The 17866-nt window shown below is 68.5% G+C and carries 17 protein-coding genes; 6 read left to right on the forward strand and 11 right to left on the reverse strand.

From position 1 onward, the window contains the following. Window positions 1-8: 8 nt before the first annotated feature. From H623_RS0113220 to H623_RS0113230, 3 genes are all read right to left on the reverse strand, one after another. Entirely contained in the window at window positions 9-1220 is a 1212-nt protein-coding gene (locus H623_RS0113220) for an exonuclease domain-containing protein (protein WP_022901414.1), read from the reverse strand. A gap of 77 nt (window positions 1221-1297) precedes the next feature. Continuing rightward, complete coding sequence (locus H623_RS0113225; RefSeq protein WP_157560980.1) at window positions 1298-1612, reverse strand: hypothetical protein; 315 nt, start codon at window positions 1610-1612, stop codon at window positions 1298-1300. A gap of 96 nt (window positions 1613-1708) precedes the next feature. Beyond that, window positions 1709-2446: an SDR family NAD(P)-dependent oxidoreductase gene (locus H623_RS0113230; RefSeq protein WP_022901416.1), complete on the reverse strand. Its 738-nt coding sequence runs from the start codon at window positions 2444-2446 to the stop codon at window positions 1709-1711. 117 nt (window positions 2447-2563) lie between these two features. Here H623_RS0113230 and H623_RS0113235 point away from each other — a divergent pair, with 117 nt between their 5' ends. After that, window positions 2564-3493, forward strand: a complete 930-nt coding sequence (locus H623_RS0113235) for an AraC family transcriptional regulator (RefSeq protein WP_022901417.1) — start codon at window positions 2564-2566, stop codon at window positions 3491-3493. 81 nt (window positions 3494-3574) lie between these two features. Here H623_RS0113235 and H623_RS0113240 read toward each other — a convergent pair whose 3' ends face one another. The 5 genes from H623_RS0113240 to H623_RS0113260 all read right to left on the reverse strand — a co-directional run bounded on the left by H623_RS0113240 (window position 3575) and on the right by H623_RS0113260 (window position 9547). Continuing rightward, the gene (locus H623_RS0113240; RefSeq protein WP_022901418.1) at window positions 3575-4168 is read right to left on the reverse strand and encodes a DUF998 domain-containing protein; all 594 of its coding nucleotides are present in this window, start codon (window positions 4166-4168) and stop codon (window positions 3575-3577) included. 104 nt (window positions 4169-4272) lie between these two features. Next, window positions 4273-6078, reverse strand: coding sequence for a glycoside hydrolase family 35 protein (locus H623_RS0113245; protein ID WP_022901419.1), 1806 nt, complete (start codon window positions 6076-6078; stop codon window positions 4273-4275). 121 nt (window positions 6079-6199) lie between these two features. Continuing rightward, on the reverse strand, window positions 6200-7555 hold the full coding sequence (locus H623_RS0113250; protein WP_022901420.1) for an ABC transporter substrate-binding protein: 1356 nt from the start codon (window positions 7553-7555) through the stop codon (window positions 6200-6202). Window positions 7556-7625: 70 nt separating this feature from the next. Beyond that, complete coding sequence (locus H623_RS0113255) at window positions 7626-8435, reverse strand: carbohydrate ABC transporter permease (RefSeq protein ID WP_051143249.1); 810 nt, start codon at window positions 8433-8435, stop codon at window positions 7626-7628. Between the two features lie 176 nt (window positions 8436-8611). Further along, window positions 8612-9547, reverse strand: a complete 936-nt coding sequence (locus tag H623_RS0113260; RefSeq protein WP_026940326.1) for a carbohydrate ABC transporter permease — start codon at window positions 9545-9547, stop codon at window positions 8612-8614. Between the two features lie 388 nt (window positions 9548-9935). Between H623_RS0113260 and H623_RS0113265 the strand changes: the two genes are divergently transcribed. After that, window positions 9936-10979 (forward strand): LacI family DNA-binding transcriptional regulator, encoded by a 1044-nt coding sequence (locus tag H623_RS0113265; protein ID WP_022901423.1) that lies wholly within the window; start codon window positions 9936-9938, stop codon window positions 10977-10979. Window positions 10980-11188: 209 nt separating this feature from the next. Here H623_RS0113265 and H623_RS0113270 read toward each other — a convergent pair whose 3' ends face one another. Further along, the gene (locus H623_RS0113270) at window positions 11189-12082 is read right to left on the reverse strand and encodes an oxidoreductase (RefSeq protein WP_245558991.1); all 894 of its coding nucleotides are present in this window, start codon (window positions 12080-12082) and stop codon (window positions 11189-11191) included. Window positions 12083-12244: 162 nt separating this feature from the next. Here H623_RS0113270 and H623_RS19940 point away from each other — a divergent pair, with 162 nt between their 5' ends. After that, the gene (locus H623_RS19940; protein ID WP_051143229.1) at window positions 12245-12895 is read left to right on the forward strand and encodes a TetR/AcrR family transcriptional regulator; all 651 of its coding nucleotides are present in this window, start codon (window positions 12245-12247) and stop codon (window positions 12893-12895) included. Window positions 12896-13077: 182 nt separating this feature from the next. Here H623_RS19940 and H623_RS19945 read toward each other — a convergent pair whose 3' ends face one another. Beyond that, window positions 13078-13863 (reverse strand): ABC transporter ATP-binding protein, encoded by a 786-nt coding sequence (locus tag H623_RS19945; protein WP_022901427.1) that lies wholly within the window; start codon window positions 13861-13863, stop codon window positions 13078-13080. After that, window positions 13860-14936, reverse strand: coding sequence for an ABC transporter permease (locus tag H623_RS0113290; protein ID WP_026940329.1), 1077 nt, complete (start codon window positions 14934-14936; stop codon window positions 13860-13862). The genes H623_RS19945 and H623_RS0113290 overlap by 4 nt, the downstream gene beginning before the upstream one ends. 196 nt (window positions 14937-15132) lie before the next feature. Here H623_RS0113290 and H623_RS0113295 point away from each other — a divergent pair, with 196 nt between their 5' ends. The 3 genes from H623_RS0113295 (at window position 15133) to H623_RS0113305 (ending at window position 17708) form a co-directional block, all read left to right on the forward strand. Beyond that, window positions 15133-16317, forward strand: coding sequence for a sensor histidine kinase (locus H623_RS0113295; protein ID WP_022901429.1), 1185 nt, complete (start codon window positions 15133-15135; stop codon window positions 16315-16317). Next, the gene (locus H623_RS0113300) at window positions 16314-16934 is read left to right on the forward strand and encodes a response regulator (protein ID WP_022901430.1); all 621 of its coding nucleotides are present in this window, start codon (window positions 16314-16316) and stop codon (window positions 16932-16934) included. The genes H623_RS0113295 and H623_RS0113300 overlap by 4 nt, the downstream gene beginning before the upstream one ends. A 150-nt stretch (window positions 16935-17084) precedes the next feature. Beyond that, the gene (locus H623_RS0113305) at window positions 17085-17708 is read left to right on the forward strand and encodes an FMN-binding negative transcriptional regulator (RefSeq protein ID WP_026940330.1); all 624 of its coding nucleotides are present in this window, start codon (window positions 17085-17087) and stop codon (window positions 17706-17708) included. The last annotated feature ends 158 nt before the right edge of the window (window positions 17709-17866 follow it).

Consider the following 17866-nt stretch of genomic DNA (forward strand, 5'->3'; position numbering starts at 1 on the left):
CGCCTCTCTCAGACGCCGAGCAGCTTCTCCAGTCCCGCTTCATTGACGATCGGGACTCCGTAGCTGCGCGCCTGCTTCGCCTTGCCCGACATCGAATCGGGATCGGCGGCAACGAGCAGCTTCGTCTTCTTGACGACGTTGTTCTTCACCTGGAATCCGAGGGCCGTGAGCAACCGTTCCCATTCCTCGCGCGGCTTCGTCATCTCGCCGGTGAGCACCACGATGTCGGTCGGAGCCAGGCGGAAGCCCGAGCTGATCGGCATCGTCAGAAGGGCGGGGCTGTCTTCGCTCAGCAGCGCCCGATCCACATCGCTCGCGTCAATGCCGAGCAGGATGCCCGCACACCTGATCTCCTCGATCTCTTGCGCGGTGAGCACATGGTCGCTCCACGCCGCGTTCACCAACCCGTCGAAGTAGGCCCGATGGGCGACGCGCACGTCGTGCGTCGAGAGCCCGAGCTCCGCGGCCAGCTGGATCAACGCATCCGCCTCCGATGCCGAGATCACGTTGTCGAGCATGACGCGGTCCAGGAGAGCCAGATAGTCCACGTTGAGGTGCGCCCCGATGCGCGACGTTCCGAGTGTGCTCGTGATCCTCTCGAGGAACGACGGTTCCGGGCGGAACGCCTCCAGGCGCGGCATCCACGACACTCGCTCGTAAACGGCGGGTGTCGCGACGTGGCCGGCGGACGCAAGCCACTGCGCCCAGAAATCGGCATCGGCGAGCGCGCCGATGTAGGCGCTCAGCAGCTGGGCAGTGGCATAGGCATCCGCCCCGGCGCTGTGCGCGTTCTCGAGCGGGATGCCCATGGCCGAGCAGCACTCGGAGAGCGCACGGAACCCGGTGATCGACTGACTGAGCCGTAGCGTGCACAGCCAGTGGTCACGGCCGGGAATGGCGATGCCCGCCTCGGCCATCTGGTATTGCAGGAACCGCGAGTCGAAAACGACGTTGTGTGCGACGGGCACGCGGTCGTCGAGCAGGGTCGCGACATCCGGAGCGATGAGGTCGAAGACCGGTGCGCGGGATGCCGCCGCCGCCGAGATCCCGTGAATGTGCTGCGGCCCCAGGTCGCGCTGCGGATTCACGACGGTCTCATAGCGCGCCTCGACCTCGCCGTCGGGAGAGAGATGCACGACTCCGATCTCGACGATGCGATCGTGCTTCTCGGGGGAGAACCCCGTCGTCTCGAGGTCGATGACCGCGAATCCCTTGCCCATGCGTGCGCCTCCGCCGGAACCGTATCGGTGCCGGGACCGATAGCGGCAGTCTCCAGAACGGGGGAAGACGCGGCTCCTCACCGCACCAACCGGTCGTACTCCTCGATCATGAGCCGCGCGAATCCGTCGACGCCGAGCGAGGCGCGCTCGAGGTCGAACTCCGAGTAGTCAGGCGACCATACCTGCCATGCGGTGAACGGGCCCTTCCGAACCCGTCCGCAGACGATGACGCCACCGCCCACCGGAAGCTTCAGGAGCACGATGGCGCGCTCGTCGTCGACGACGAGCCGTTCGGCGAACTCGGGGCGGGTCTCGCGTACCCGGCGTGCGACACCGAGTGCGGTCAGCACGTGCGGGAGCGCGCCCGAGGCATCCGATGTCCACAACGTCATGGACGACATGCTGCACGCGCCCACCGCACAGCGGCATTGCCCGCGTCATCGGGCGTCATCGTCATCGAATGGCGTTGTCGCTCCGAGCCGCCCGGCTCACCAGGCGACAGGACCCGCGGAGTCGGTGAAGGTGCCGCTCGGACCATCCGCGGGAATGGTCGCCATGCGTACGGCCTGCCGGGCGCCTTCCTCAGCGGTCCCCGTGCCGCGGTGCCCATTCAGATCCGTTGCGATGAATCCGGGGCAGACGGCGTTGACGAGGATGCCCTCGCTCGCCAGGTCTCGCGCATACATCAGCGTGGCCGCGGTGACCGCCGTCTTCGAAGGCACATAGCCCAGCGCGATCGGGTCGGGGTTGGCGAAGTCCGAGATGGCGGTGAGCGATCCCGCACTGCTGGAGATGTTGACGATCCGCGGCGCAGGCGACCGGCGCAGCAGCGGCAGGAACGCAGTCGTGACCCGAATGAGCCCGAAGTAGTTCGTCTCGAAGACATACCTCACGTGATCGACGTCGGCGGAGCGCGGCAGCTGACCAGCGAGATCGGCTCCGGGCCTATGGCTGATTCCGGCGTTGTTCACGAGCGCGTCGATACGGCCGAATTCGGCCTCGACGCTCTCAGCGGCTGCGGCGACGGAATCGGCGTCGACGACATCCAGTGCCACCGCGCGCGCCTTGCCGCCCTCATCACGAATCTCCGCGGCCGCATCGTCGCCACGAGCGAGATCGCGGGAGCCGATGATGACGGTGTGACCCAGCGCCGCCAATTGGCCCGCGATCTGGCGTCCGATGCCTTTGTTCGCGCCGGTGACCAAGGCGATCATGGTGTCGGGCATGGTGCTCCTCTCATCCTGCCAACGCGGTGTGCGTAGGCGAGCACCATGAAGTCTGGGCCGAGGCCGCCGGATGATCCATCATGCGGAGTCCGGCATTCTTGCTCTACAGTTCAGAACGTGTCCGAGGATCACCTGTCTCGAATGTTCGCATTCCTCAACGTGCGCAGCGTCGTCTCGGGAGCCTTCGCCGTCGCGGGCCCGTGGGTCACGCGATCGGCCATTCAGGACGACCTCAAGTTCATCGCGTTGGTACGCGGCAGTGCGAGCCTGCACACGGACGGAATCGCCGATCCTATCGCCGTGGCGGCGGGAGACATCGTGCTGCTCAACGGCCGGACGCGTCTCGCACTGTCCGGCGGCGAGGGTGACGGCAACCCGGCGGAGGTCGCCCCGCCCGACGGCGGTGTCATCGATCCGAAGGCACTCGCCGCAGCCGGCGTCAGCGTCGTGATCGGTGGCCGCGTCGAGCTGAGCACTGTGGCACGCGACTTCCTCCTGCGCACGCTGCCGCCCGTGTCCCATGTGCGAGCCGCGGACGAGGGGACAGGTCGGGTTCGCCGACACATCGAGAACCTGCTCGAAGAGATCACGGCGCAGCGCATCGGCTCCGACTTCGCGGTGCGGCAGTACGCCCAGCTGCTGATCCTGGACGTCGTGCGCGTCTTCTCCGAAGACCCGGGACTCCCCGCAGGCTGGCTCAAAGGGCTCGCCGATCCGCAGCTGAGGTCCGCCATCATGCTCATCCACGACGAGCCGGCGAGGCGCTGGACTCTCGAGAGCCTCGCCCGCTCATGCGCCATGTCGCGGACGGCATTCGCCGAGCGCTTCCGCGCGCGTGTCGGCATCCCACCGGTCGCCTACCTCATTCGCTGGCGGATGCTGCTGGCCAAGCAGGCGCTCACCGATCCGGACACGCGAGTCGCACCTCTCGCCTACGAGCTCGGCTACGGGTCCGAGAGCGCATTCAGCGCGGCATTCAAGAAGCAGGAGGGGCTCGCTCCTTCCGAGTACCGGGCACGGGCAACGGCTCGGGCCAAGGCCGCCTAGGCTTCGAGAAGCGCGGTCCCGGGACCGATTCCCGCCCGACAGCGCCCGAAACGGACGACGCTTCCAGCCGCCGCCCGAGCGCTACACCAGCACCAGGATGCCCACCACGAGAAACCACGCGAGGAACCCCGCGTAGATCAACCGCTCGAACAGCCCGAAGAGGCTCGGGCCCGACGAGCGTCGTGCGATCACGATGCCGACCGTGCCGAGCGCCATCAGGATCGCGCAGGCGAGCGTGATCGGGCCGAGACCGGCGACGTCCGACCGCCCGGGATCGAGGAACGCGGCGACCGTGACGGCGAAGAAGGCGATGATGGCCAGGCCGAGATGCACCCGTCCGCGTGCCGTCGGGGGCGTGCCGGGGGCATCCATCGGGAAGAACGCGATGAGAATTCGCGCCAGCGCAAAGACAAGCAGCAGAACCACCGGCACCGACCAGCGACCCGTCGCCTGACCGAGCAGAGCGGCCATGCCGAGACCGGCGACGCCGGCGGCCACGGCCGCGACGCGGTAGCCGGCTCGGTAGCGCGTGATGCCGTATTGGCTCACGGGATCGCGCAAGGGGCTGAGCCCCGTCGGCAGCACATGCAAGACAACGAGGCTCACCAGCGTGACCAGTGCGCCGACGAGCGCGACGGCCGCTGCTGCAGTGAGCATTCCGGTGCCATCGTCCATGCGCACCTCCTGCGGCCATCTTCTCCCGCGTAGTCGGGGTTCGTCACGCGCCGACGCGACCCCAGAGCGGGACGGTTCGCCGGCGGTCGGCGCCCGAGCGACGGTCAGAACTCCGTGTGCCCCAAATCGTGGTCGGCCACGAAGTGCACCACCGGTGAGGCGAGCGCGTCCAGCTCGAGCACGACGAGCTCGTTGGCGCCAGCATGCGTCGCTCCGCGCGGCACGTAGAGCGTGTGCTGCGGGCCGGCGCTCCAATACCGGCCGAGCGCGAATCCGTTCAGCCAGGCCGCACCCTTCCCCCAGCCGGCGGTGGAGAGGAAGAGGTCTGCCTGCGCATCCAGCTCGAAGGTTGCGTGGTGGAAGCGCGGCAGCGGATCCGTCGGAGTGCGACCGGAGGTACCCTCGGCGCCCGTATCCGATCCCACGAGCGTCGATCGCTCGAGAGCCGTCGATACCGGCCCCGACAACGCGGCGCGCGCGTCGACATCCAGCGGCATGGTCTCCCACCGCGTCAGCGGCACGTCGCCGAGCGTGGCCGGCCCGATGAGACCCTTGCGTTCCCCGATGCGCGGACCGTAGTCGACGCGCCCTTCGTCTTCGACGATGACGAGCAGTTCGCGCCCGGCGGGGATGGCGATCGCGCGTTCGTGCCGCTCCCGGTTCAGAGCGCCGACACGCACGCCGTCGACGACCACGATCGCGCGGTCCCGGATGTCCGCGAAGACGAGGGTCCCGCACGTGTCGGCGGGAAGCGCGGTGCGGTACGCGACGAGGCCCCGGTAGACGCCGAGGTCCTCGACGGTGGGCAGGTGGTCATGAGACGCCCAGCTCGCGGAGGCGGAGGCATCCATCAGCCCGCTGCCGGGCGCCAGTGGCACCTCGAACACCGGGGCGGCCGCCGCGGGCTCCGGCGCATACTCGGGCACCGGCGCGTACCGGGCGATCACTTCGCGGAATGCCCAGAACTTGGCGGTCGGTCTTCCCGCTTCGTCGATGGGCGCGTCGTAGTCGTACGACGTGGTGATCGGCTTGTAGACGCCCTTGTCGTTCGCGCCGTTGGTGAAGCCGAAGTTCGTGCCGCCGTGCACCATGTAGACGTTCACCGATGCGCCAGCCTTCAGCAGGGCATCCAGCTCGGCGGCCGAGGCCTCGGCGGACGTCGTGTGGTGGTGCGCGCCCCAGTCGTCGAACCAGCCGCACCAGAACTCGCCGCACATCAGTGGTCCTGTCGGCTGCTGGCGGCGCAGGTGCGCCAGTCGCTCGGCCGCATGCGATCCGAACGACGCCGTCTTGTGCAGCTCGGGCAGGCTGCCATCGGCGATCATGGTGCCGCTCGGCTGATCGACGGTGATCAGTGGGACGGTGATGCCGGATGCCCGCGTCACGTCGGTGAGTTCGCGCAGGTACTGCTTGTCATCGCCGTATGCGCCGTACTCGTTCTCGACCTGCACGAGGATGACCGGCCCGCCGTTGTCGATCTGCAGCGGGGCCACGATGCCGAGCACATGGTGCAGAAAGCGCGTGGCCGGCTCGAGGAAGCGCGGGTCCGTGCTGCGCATGCGTACGTCGGGGTCGGCGAGCAGCCATCCCGGAAGCCCGCCGCCGTCCCACTCGGCGCAGATGTAGGGGCCGGGGCGCACGATGGCGTGCATGCCCTCGGCGGCGATGAGCCGAAGGAACCGGCGCAGATCGAGTCGCGGGTCCTCGGCGGCGAAGTGCCCACGGCGGGACTCGTGCTCGTTCCACGGCACGTAGGTCTCGATGGTGTTCAGCCCCATCAGCTTCGCGGTGCGGATGCGATCGGCCCAGTGATCCGGATGCACGCGAAAGTAGTGCAGCGCGCCCGAGATGACGCGGTACGGCTTCGCATCGAGCACGAAGTCGTCGCCACTGATCGCGAAACGGCTCATGGGGGAAGAACTCCTGTGATGTGAGGTGCTGATGGTGCGAGGAATAGTGCGGAATGCTGCTGGTGGATGCCGCGAGCGGCCGCCCGTCACGGACAGCCGCTCGCGGTGGTGCGGTCTTTCGCTACTTGCCCTTGACCGTGAAGCCCTGCTGGTTGCCGTAGGTCACCAGCTGCTTCTGCCAGTTCTTCAGCGCGGGGTCGAGCGACGTCGCGTTGCTGTAGGCCTGGCCGACGGTGTCGGAGAAGATGCTGTTGGCGTACACCTCGTAAGGGAGGTACTGCCAGCCGCTCACGACATCCTTCGCGCCCGAGACGAGCACCTTGTTGATCTTCTGACCGTTGAAGTACTCCGGCGCCTGGTTCAGGAACGCGCTGGAGTTCTGATCAGCGGTGGTCGACGGGAAGCCGCCTCCCGCGTTGATGAAGATGCTCACGCTCTTCTTGCTGTCGTTGAGCCACTGGAGGAAGCCCGCGGCGAGCGCCTGGTTCTTGCTCTGCTTCATGACGACCTCGGCGCTGCCGCCGTTCTCGGCGTTGGCGGCCTTGCCGTCATACGTCGGGATCGGAGCCACGGCCCACTGACCGGAGCCGTCCTTCACCGACGACTCCAGGATGCCCGGGAACCAGGCCCCCGTGATCATCGTCGCGATGTCGCCATTGCCGAGCGCCTTGTACCAGTCGTCGGTCCAGCCGGGCGTCTGAGAGAGCAGCTTGTTCTGAACGAGCTCATTCCACACGGACGTGAACTTCTTGGTTCCCTCGTCCTGCAGGTTGATGGTCACCTTGGTGCCGTCCACCGTGAACGGGTGTCCGCCGGCCTGCCAGATCATGCTGGTAGCGAAGCCGGGGTCTCCGCTGTCGGCCGTGATGTAGGCATCCGGATTCGCCGCGTGCAGCTTCTTGGCTGCGGCGACGTATTCGTCCCACGTCGTGGGCACGGAGATGCCGTACTTCTCGAACTCTGTCTTGTTGTAGAACATGGCCATGGGGCCGGAGTCCTGCGGCAGGCCGACGAGCGCGCCCTGCACGTTCACGTTGCCCCACGGACCCGTCGAGTAGTCCTTCTTCAGCGAATCGAAGCCGAACTGCTTGAGGTCGACGAGCGAGTCGGAGAGAGCGAACTGCGAGAGGGCGTAGTACTCGACCTGGGCGACGTCGGGCGCTCCCTTGCCGGCCTTGACGGCGTTCTGCAGCTTGGTGTACTCGGTCGTGTTCGTGCCGGCGTTGACCAGCTTGACGTGCACCTTCGGGTAGGCCTTCTCGAACGCCGCCACCTGAGCCTTGGCCGCGGGGGTCCAGGTCCAGTAGGTGATGGTGCCGCCCTTCTTCAGGGTTGCTGTCACGTCGGATGCGCTCGATCCGCTGTCGGAACCGGTGCCGGACGACGAGCAGCCCACGAGGGCTGCCGCGGCGACGGCGCCAGCGACGGCGACGGATGCGACCCGGCGCCAAGCCGAGGATCGCGTGCTGTGATGCATGGTGTTGCCTTTCACTTCATCGGGATGTGGAACGGGAATGGATAAGGAGTGGTGCGAGTCCGCGGCGCGATCACGACTTGACGCTCCCCGCGGCGAGACCGGACTGCCAGTACCGCTGCAGGAACAGGAACGCCACCACGATCGGCACGATCGTGAGGAGGCTTCCGGTGATCACGAGGTTGAAGATGGGCTGGGCGCCGGCGCCGGTCGCCTGCGCGCTCCACTGGCTGAGACCGACTGTGAGCGGGTACCAGGTGGGGTCGCTGAGCATGATCAGCGGCAGGAAGTAGTTGTTCCAGGTCGCCACGATCGCGAACAGCATCACCGTGACGATGCCCGGCATCAGCAGCCGCAGCGAGATGGTGAAGAACGTGCGGATCTCGCTCGACCCGTCGACGCGGGCGGCTTCCAAGACCTCGGTGGGCACGGCATCCACGGCGAACGTCCAGACGAGATAGAGGCCGAACGGGCTGATGAGAGACGGCAGGATGACCGCCCACGGCGTGTTCGTGAGGCCCACCTGGCTGAACAGCAGGAACGTCGGCACCGCGAGCGCGGTGCCCGGCACGGCGATGGCTCCGATGACCACGGCGAACACGGCGCGCCGACCACGGAACGCGTACTTCGCCAGGCCGTATCCGGCCAGCGTCGCGAGCAATGTGGCGCCGCCCGCGCCGACCACCACGTAGAGCAGCGTGTTCCCGAACCAGTGCACGAAGATGCCGTCTTTGTAGGTGAACGTGTCGACGATGTTGTCCCACAGCGCGAAGCTGTGCCCGAACCCGAGACCGAAGGTGGAGTAGAGGTCTCCCTGGGTCTTCGTCGCGTTGACGATCAGCCACACCAGCGGAACGAACGAGTAGATCACGAACAGCGCCATCACGATCGTGAGCACGATGTTCTTGCGGGGGCGGGCGTGCGGGCCGAGGCGACGGATGCTCCCCGCCGGCCGCCGAGAACGCCGCGCCTTCGCGCCGGTGCCCGCAGGCCCGTTCGTCGAGCCGGGAGCCGGCGCCGCCGGCGATCCGGAGTGGGTGGCAGGAATGGTCGCGGTCATCAGAGGTTCTCCGCTCTCGTGCCGCGCACCTGCACGATGTAGGAGATCACCGCGGTGATCACGCCCATCACGATCGCGACGGTGGCGGAGTAGTTGAACTGCTGCCCGGCGAACGAGAGGTTGTAGGCATACATGTTCGGGGTGAAGTAGCTGCCGATCGCGTTCGGCGCCAAAGTCTGGAGCAGGTTCGGCTCGTTGAACAGCTGGAAGCTGCCGATGATCGAGAAGATGACCGCGATCACCATCGAGCCGCGCAGAGCCGGGATCTTGATGCTGGTGATCTGCCGGAAGGCACCGGCACCGTCGAGTTCGGCGGCCTCGTACAGATCGGGAGAGACGACGCGCAGTGCCGAGTAGAAGATGAGCATGTTGTAGCCCATGAACTCCCAGGTCACGATGTTGCCGATGGAGCCGAGGATCCACGACGACGACAGCGGGGCGAGGTGCCAACCGAAAGCGTCGTTCACGGCACCGGTGAGGCCGAACTGGTCACCGTAGATGAAGCCCCAGATCAGCGCCGCGACCACGCCGGGCACAGCGTAGGGAAGGAAGATCGCGATGCGGAAGAAGCCGGCGCCGTGCAGACGCATGCTGTCGAGCGCGAGCGCCGCCACGAGCGAGAGCACGAGCATGATCGGCACCTGCACCACGAGGAAGAGCAGCACCCGCAGGAACGAGTCCCAGAACTTCGCGTCGCCGAACAGCGTCAGGTAGTTCTCGAGCCCGACGAACGTGGTTCCGCCCACGAGCTGGCTGCGGAACACGCTCAGGTAGAGCGCGTACACGATCGGCGCGATCACGAAGAGCGCGAGCCCGATCATGAAGGGCGTCACGAATCCGACGCCGGCAGACGAGACGCGCCTCTGCAGAGAGGAGCGCTTCCGCGGCCGGGCAGGCGAGGAGGGCCGGGCGGGCGAAGATGTCAGAGACGACACGGTCTTCTTTCGGGGGCGGGTCGGGGTGTGGCGTGCGGCTCTGCGCGAGCCGCGGACTCGAGCGTCGGGGACGAGTGCCGGGGGGGTCCACGCGACCGCCGACATCCGGTGTTCACGTAAACATGTTTACGTTACCATCGATTTCGGAACGGGAGTGACGGCTCCGCTGCCGCATCGGCGATGCGCCGTGGGCGGGCGCGGTGAGACCGGCTGCGACGAGCGGGACCGGCCCCCCGCGGAGGTCCGCATCCGCGGTGACGGATTCCCGTCGGCGCGCGACTCGTCAATACGATGAAGCAGACGGGCCGGCGCGCTGAGGCGTCGCGGCTTCCGGGTGAGAACGAACGCGCACGCGTGACAACGCGTGAGTATGACAAGGGGAGGCGCAGTGGTCCGCAAGGCCGCGCATGAGAAGAGCCGACCGGCATCCATCGGCGATGTCGCGGCGCGTGCCGGCGTCTCTGCGCAGACCGTCAGCCGCGTCTCGAACGGGTTCGCCACGGTGAAGCCCACGACGCGCGAGCGCGTGCTCGCCGCGATGGCCGAGTTGGACTACCGCCCGAACAGCGCCGCGCGTGCCCTGAAGAGCGGCCGGTTCCAGACCATCGGCGTGCTGATGTTCACGCTGCAGAACATCGGGTCGGTGCGCATTCTCGATGCGATCACGACGGCCGCCGGCGCCGAGGGATTCTCGATCGACCTGATCTTCACCGGCGATCCGTCGACGGGCAGCATCACGAACGCACTGTCGCGGCTCGACAACGAGGCGGTGGACGGCATCATCGTCATCCTCGAGGCCCACGAGCTGAGCGAGCACTCGATCACGTTCCCGGAGCGTATCCCTTCGGTGCTGATCGATTCACGGCGCTACGACGATCGCATCTCGGTGAACGCCGACCAGAAGCAGGGGGCGCGACTGGCGGTCGAGCACCTGCTCGGGTTGGGGCATCCGACCGTCTGGCATGTGTCGGGCCCGGTCGAGACGTCGAACGCCGCCGCCGATCGCGCCGAAAGCTGGCGCCAGACCCTCCTCGACCACGGGTGCGAGGTGCCGGAGCCGCTCGGCGACAGCTGGGAGTCCGAGTCGGGCTACGAGGCGGGCCGGGCCATCGCCGCACGCGAGGATGTCTCGGCCGTGTTCTGCGCGAACGACCAGATCGCGCTCGGCGTGCTTCGCGCCCTGCACGAGGCGGAGCGCGCCGTTCCCGGCGAGATCAGCGTGGTGGGCTTCGACGACAACCCGGAGTCCGCCGAATACTGGCCGCCGCTGACGACGGTGCAGCAGAACTTCGCCGAGGTCGGGCAGCGCGCATTCGCGCTGCTGCACGAGGCGATCCAGGGCGGCGGCGCTGTCGCACCGGGGCTGCGCCTCATCGACAACACACTCGTGGTGCGGGAGTCGACGGCGAAGTACGCGGCGCCGGGCCGCTGATCGGCGCGGGGCCCGCGGCACGCGCTGCCCGCACGCTCCGCGCACCAGACGCCACCCTTGCGCGCGCTCGCACCCCATCCCTTGACGCGCCTCAGCGCACCGACACGCCGGCGGATGCCGGATGCCGCGCCTCAGCGCACCGATACGCCGGCGGACGTCCGGGCAGACAGAGTCGTTTGGGCGCACTCGAGTGCCAGGACGACCGGATCTCAGGCGTACCCGAACTGTTTGCGGGTGAGCGCATCGAACGCGCGGTCCGGCAGCAGGGTCGCCAGGGCGACGGCGATGTTCGCACCGGCGCCAATGCGGTAGCGGGTGCGCGGGCGGGTTGTCAGGGCGGCCTTCGCGATCAGGGCGGCGACGGCATCCGGACTCGACATCTGGCGCGCCAGCGCCGGGCTGGAGAAGTGGCGTCGCATCGCGGCCACCATGTCGGCGTAGGGGCCGCGGCCGGACGCCGATTCGAGGTGCTGCATGGCGTTCTCGTGCCAATCGGTGGCGACGTAACTGGGCTGCACGAGCGTGACATCGATGCCGAACTGGGCGACCTCGCCGCGCAGTGAGTCGGAGAGCGCCTCGAGCGCGAACTTCGACGCGTGGTACCAGCCGCCGAGGGGTGCGGCGAACTCGCCGGCCAGCGATGAGACGTTGACGATGCGTCCGTGGCCCGCCGCGCGCATGCCGGGCAGCACCGCTTGGATCAGACACGCCGCCCCCACCACGTTGACCTCGAGCTGTCGACGGGCAGCCCCGAGCGATGTCTCTTCGACCGTGCCGAACTCGCCGTAGCCGGCGCAGTTCACAAGCACGTCGACGGTGCCGGCCGCCTTGGTCACGGTCGCTACGGCGGCGCGGATCGAGTCGTCGTCGGTGAGGTCGAGCGGCACGGCGGTGACGCCGTCGATCGCCGCGACGGCTGCCGTGTTGCGGGCGGCGCCGAAAACGGTCAGGCCGCGAGCGGCGAGCAGCGCGGCGACGCGAGCGCCGATACCGGATGATGCGCCGGTGACGAGTGCAGTGGTCATGAGATTTCCGTTTCTGTCGGTGTTGCCCTGGTGGTACGGCTCGGTCGTGTTGCCGGGCTCGCGGTTTTCGTCAGTCATGCTCTGTTCGTACTTCTGCGTCTGCATCTGCATCTGCATCTGGTTCTGCGTCTGCATCGCATCGCATCGCATCGCATCGCATCGCATCGCATCGCGAGCATAATCTGTGAACGTGATTCACTGTGAACCGAATGCACAGTAACACGGGGTACAGTGAATGTCATGCACAGTCCGGAAGATCGAGCATTGCGCGTGCTCTGGGGCGTGGAGGCGGCATCCACTCGCGGTCCCAAGGCGCGCTGGAGCCAGGAGCAGGTCGCCGCCGCCGCGGTCGAACTGGCCGACGAGATCGGGCTGGATGCCCTCTCCCTCGCCCGCGTCGCCGAACGGCTCGGCATGACGACGACAGCGCTGTACCGCTACGTCGATTCGAAGGCCGCACTCGTGGAGCTCATGGTCGACGACGCCATCGGGGCCCCACCGACGATCGCGGGGCGCGGGTGGCAGTCGCGGTGCCGCACGTGGGTGAGGCTGCTCGCCGATCGGTACACGGCGCATCCGTGGCTGACCGAGGTGAAGCCGAGCGGGATGCCGCGCCAGCCCCGGCCCTACGCCTGGATCGATGCGCTCGTGCGCGCCATTCCGCACGACTCACACGTGGACGCTCTGCGACTGGCGCTGCTGCTCGACAGCCTCATCCGTACGTATGCGACGCTCGAGCGCAGCGTGGGTGCGGCCCCACCGGAGCCGTGGCTCACCGAAGCTGTTGCCGAGCGCTTCCCAGCATTGGCAGCGGCGCCGAAGCGGGATGTCTCGGACTCACGTGCCGAGCTGGACTTCGCGGTCGACGCGGTGCTGCGCGGGGTCGGGTAGCGCAGTCCGAGCGCGAGTCACTGCACCGGCGGCCCCGCGCCGGCAACCAGTGCACCCGGATGCCGACAGACGACGGGGCAGACAGAGTCGATTCGGTGCACTCGCCTGGGCGTGCGCTCGCGTGCAGGCGTCCTCGCCTGCAGTGCGCACGCCCACTCTGCTGAGCCGATCGCGTCCGCCGCCTATGCGCCCGTCGTCGGGACAGCCTCCGACACTTCCACCGACATCGCACCCCGCACCGCCCGAGCCACCGACAGCTCCGCCGGAGCCACAGCCCCCATCGCCGGAGCCCCCGCCACGATCCGCCCGTCCACCACGGTGACCAGCTCGTCGAGCAGCCCCTCGTGCACGAGATCGTGCGTGACCAGCAGCGTCGCGGCATCCCGTTCGTGCGTGAGGCGCGCGATGAGGTCCATGATCTCCGCACCGCGCTCCTGATCGAGCGCGCTCGTCGGCTCGTCCACCAGCAGCACCTGCGGCTCGTGTACGAGCGCACGGGCGATCGCGACGCGCTGGCGCTGACCGCCGGAGAGCTGCGCGGGACGCTTGCCGGCGTGATCGGCGAGGCCGACGGCATCCAACAATTCGTCGACGCGCGAGCGCACCGCACGACGGCGATGCCCGGCGCCGTGTCCGCCGAGCTCCGCCATCACCTGCAGCTGCTCCCGCGCGGTGAGCGAGGGCAGCAGGTTGGACTGCTGGAACACGATGCCGATGCGCTCGCGGCGCAGAGCGGTGGCGTCGTCGCGCGAGAGGGAGGTGGCATCCACGTCGCCGATCGTGACGCGGCCGGAGTCGGGACGGATGAGCGTGGCCGCGACCGCAAGCAGGCTCGACTTGCCCGAGCCCGAGGGCCCGGTGATGCCGGTGAGGATGCCCGCACGCCCGGTCAATGAGACACGGTCGATCGCCGTGACGCGCGAGGCGCCGTCGGGGAAGGTGAGTGTGACGTCGTCGAGGGTGATCATCGGTTGCTCCCAAGTGCTGTGAGGGGGTCGGATTTGGTGACGTTGCGCAGCGCGACCGCGGCGCCGGCGAGGCCGAGCACGGCCATCGCGGCGGCGGGCGCCAGTGTGGTGAGCGGGCTGAGCAGGAACGGGAGGGCGCCGCCGGCGAGGGTTCCGAGGGCGACGACCACGAGCATCCCGAGCCCGATGCCCACGACGAGCACGACGAGCGCCTGGCCTAGAGCGTCGCGCACGAGCGACCGCGTGGTGGCGCCGAGCGCCTTGAGCACGGCGACGTCGCCGGAGCGCTGCATGGTCCAGACGGTGAAGAAGGCACCGACCACGAGTGCCGAGATGCCGAACAGCATGGCGATCATGAGGCCGAGTGACCCGATCTCCGACTTGAACGTGTCGAGCGCGGCGAGGCTCGCCAGCGGCGTCTGTGCCGCCGTGTGCGTGCGGTCCGCGACGGCCGACCAGTCGGGATCGCCGGTCACGGCGAGCGCCGTCGCCGACCCGTCGCCGCCCATAGCGCGGTCCGCCTTCGCCCAGGTCGACGGAGTGAGCACGACGGCGGGCGTGTGGCTGTACCAGGCATCCCCACCGACGATGGTTACCCGGTACCGCGCACCGAGGATGCTCACCCGGTCGCCGGTCTTCACCCCCAGGTCTTTCGCGGCGCCGGCCGAGAGCCCGACCTCGTCGGCATGAGCGGGAGCGAGGTCGGTGAGGGTCGATGAGGTCGAGCCGTGCGGCAGTCCGAACAGAGCGACGCCTGCAGTCGTACCACCCGCCTTCGCCTTGCTCTGCACGATACCGACCGGAATGACGTCGCGAACGCCGGGCGCCTGCTTCCAGTCCGCGACGGCATCCGCATCGATCGAGGACTCGCTGAAGCTCGGCTGCCCCGTGGAGGGCTGCTGCAGCACGATGCGATCGGCTGGCAGATCGAGCACGGCGGAGATGTTCTGCGACGCGAGACCGCCGGTGAGCCCGGCGAGGAATCCGACGAGCAGGGTGATGAGCGCCACGACGGCGCCGATGAGCACGAAGCGACCGCGCGCGAAGCGCAGGTCGCGCCAGGCGACGAACACGGGAAGTCCCTTCTGCCGCGACGTATCGAGGCGGCCCTTCACGCCGCCGGCTGCGCAAGAAGTGCGCGGCTCAGGACGACGACGTGATTCCAGCCTCGTTTTCGCGCGCCTCGAAGCCATCGCCGAGCGGTTGGCACTTCGTCTCCGACTTTCGATGGATGCCCCGATCACCGCCGGTTTGTAGCCTGGAGTCACCATGGTGCACCGCAATCTCACCCGGGTGTTCTTCGCCCTGCGCATCGGGCTGCACGCCCTGTTCGTCGCGCTGCTCGTGCTCGTGGTCGTTCGTCTGCTGATCGAGCGGTCCTCCTGGATGTGGGCCGGCGTCGCGCTCGCCGTGCTGCTCGCCGCGGTCTACATGCTGGGCATCGCGGTGGCTCGGGCGCCCGAGGCGTCGCGCCGCACGGTCGGTGTCGTGTGGCTCATCGCCCTCACCGCCGTCTGGATGCTGCTGCTCGCGATCGTTCCGGAAGCCGCGTACCTCGTCTTCCCGCTCTTCTTCCTCTACCTGCATCTGCTCGATGGCGTCTGGGGCCCCGTCGCCGTGCTCGTGGCCACGGCGATCGCGATCGTCGCGCTCGGTCTGCACGACGAGTTCACCCTGGGTGGCGTCGTCGGACCGCTCGTCGGAGCCGGCGTCGCACTGCTGATCGGGCTCGGATACCAGGAGCTGGCTGCGGAGGCCGCCGAACGCGAGGCCCTGTTGACGGAGCTGCTGGCGACGCGCGACCGGCTGGCCGCCTCGGAACGCGAGCAGGGCGTACTGGCGGAACGGGCGCGACTCGCACGGGAGATCCACGACACCGTGGCGCAGTCGCTGTCAAGCATCCAGATGCTCCTGCACGCGGCGGAGCGGGCGGATGCCGGTCGCCCGGGGGCGGAGCACGTGCGGCTCGCGCGCGAGACGGCCGCCGCCAGCCTGGCAGACACGCGCCGGTTCATCCGCGAGCTGTCGCCGCCGTCGCTCGATGAGGGGCTGCGGGCGGCTCTGCTGCGGCTCGCAGACCGGGAGTGGACGCACGACGGCCTGCGCGTCGAGGTCGACGTGCCCGACACGACCGACCTGGCGATGGACGTGCAGACCGCTCTGCTGCGCATCGTCCAGGGCGCGGTGGCGAACGTGGTGCAGCACGCGCGGGCATCCGTGGTGCGCGTCGCCGTCGCGCCGGTGTCCGCTGCCTCGGGCGTGCGACTGGAGATCGCCGACGACGGGATCGGCTTCGACCCGGAGGCGGTGGCGGCTGAGGCCGCCTCTTCGGATTCGTTCGGCCTGCGCGCCATGCGCGAGCGCGTCGCACAGCTCGGCGGGGGCCTGCAGGTGCGCAGCGCGCCCGGGGAGGGCACGTCGGTGGTGGTGTCGATCGGTGGGGGTGCGCGATGATCCACGTCGTGATCGCGGACGATCATCCCGTGGTGCGGGCGGGCATCCGCGCACTGCTCGACGGAGAGAGCGACATCGAGGTGGTCGGCGAGGCCGCCACGCCCGACGACGCCGTGCGGCTGGCGCAGTCGCTGACCCCCGAGCTCGTGTTGATGGACCTGCAGTTCGGCCAAGCCGTGACCGGTGCGGATGCCACGCGCCGCGTCCGCGCGCTCGAGGCGGCCCCGTACGTGCTCGTGCTCACGAACTACGACACCGACGGCGACATTCTGGGCGCGGTCGAGGCGGGTGCGAGCGGCTACCTGCTCAAGGACGCCCCGCCTCACGAGCTCATCGCGGCGGTACGCGCCGCCGCGGCGGGCGAGAGCGCGCTCGCGCCGGCGATCGCCGGTCGGCTGATGGAGCGGATGCGCGCTCCGCACGTCAGTCTCTCGGCGCGCGAGATCGAGGTGCTGCGACTCGTCGGGGAGGGAGCATCCAACAGCGAGGTGGCGCAGCGGTTGCACATCACGGATGCGACGGTGAAGTCGCACCTCGTGCACGTGTTCTCGAAGCTCGGAGTCGCTTCGCGCACGGCGGCGATCGTGGAGGCGCGCAAGCTTGGCGTGCTGCGCTGAGCCTGCGAAGCCACGGGCTGCGCTGAGCGTGCGGCACCACGGGCTGTGCTGATCGTGCGGCGCCACGGGCTGCGCTGCGCCTGCGGCGTCGGGCTGCGCTGGGCCGCGGCGCCACGGGCCGCGCCCAGCACGACGTGGTTCGATGAGTGCATGCGTCACACGCCGCACTACCTGATGACCGATCCGGCCGAGGTCAAGGACCTCATCCGCAACAACCCCTGGGCGACGATCGTCTCGAACACGAGCGGCGGCCTCGTGGCATCCCACTACCCGGTCGTGCTCGACGAGTCTGTGACGGATGACGACATCGTGATCCTCAGCCATTTCGGGCGCCCCGACGACGTGCTTCACGAGCTCGGGCAGCACGAGATCCTCGTGATCGTGCAGGGCCCGCACGACTACGTGTCGTCGAGCTGGTATGCGCCGGGCGACATCATCCCCACCTGGAATCACCTCACTGCCCATCTCTACGGCGTGCCCGAGATTCTCAGCGACGAGGCCACCTACGCGATGCTCGACGACCTCACCGACCACTTCGAGCAGCACTACCCGCACGGTCGCAGCCTGTCGGAGGACGAGCCCGGGATGCGTCGCGCGGCGAAGGGAACAGTCGGCCTGCGGATGCGCGTGACCCGCTTCGACGCCCGCGCCAAGCTCAGCCAGAACAAGGCTCCCGAGGTGATCGCGAACGTCACCGAGCACCTCGGAGAGCACAACGAGCGGCTCGCGGAGGAGATGCGCAAGCACAACGCCGACAAGCTCGGGAGGAACTGAGTTACGCAAGGACGAACCCGCCGGAAACGACAGCGGTCGAGTCGGATCCAGCCCGAACGACCAGGCTGAGCCAGCTGCCGCTGCCGGAGCCGGAGCCGGAGCCGGCACCGCCGAACGTCACTACTACCGGGTCACCACTGGCGGGCACCACTACCGGC

Source organism: Humibacter albus DSM 18994 (genome assembly GCF_000421825.1).
Lineage (GTDB): Bacteria > Actinomycetota > Actinomycetes > Actinomycetales > Microbacteriaceae > Humibacter > Humibacter albus.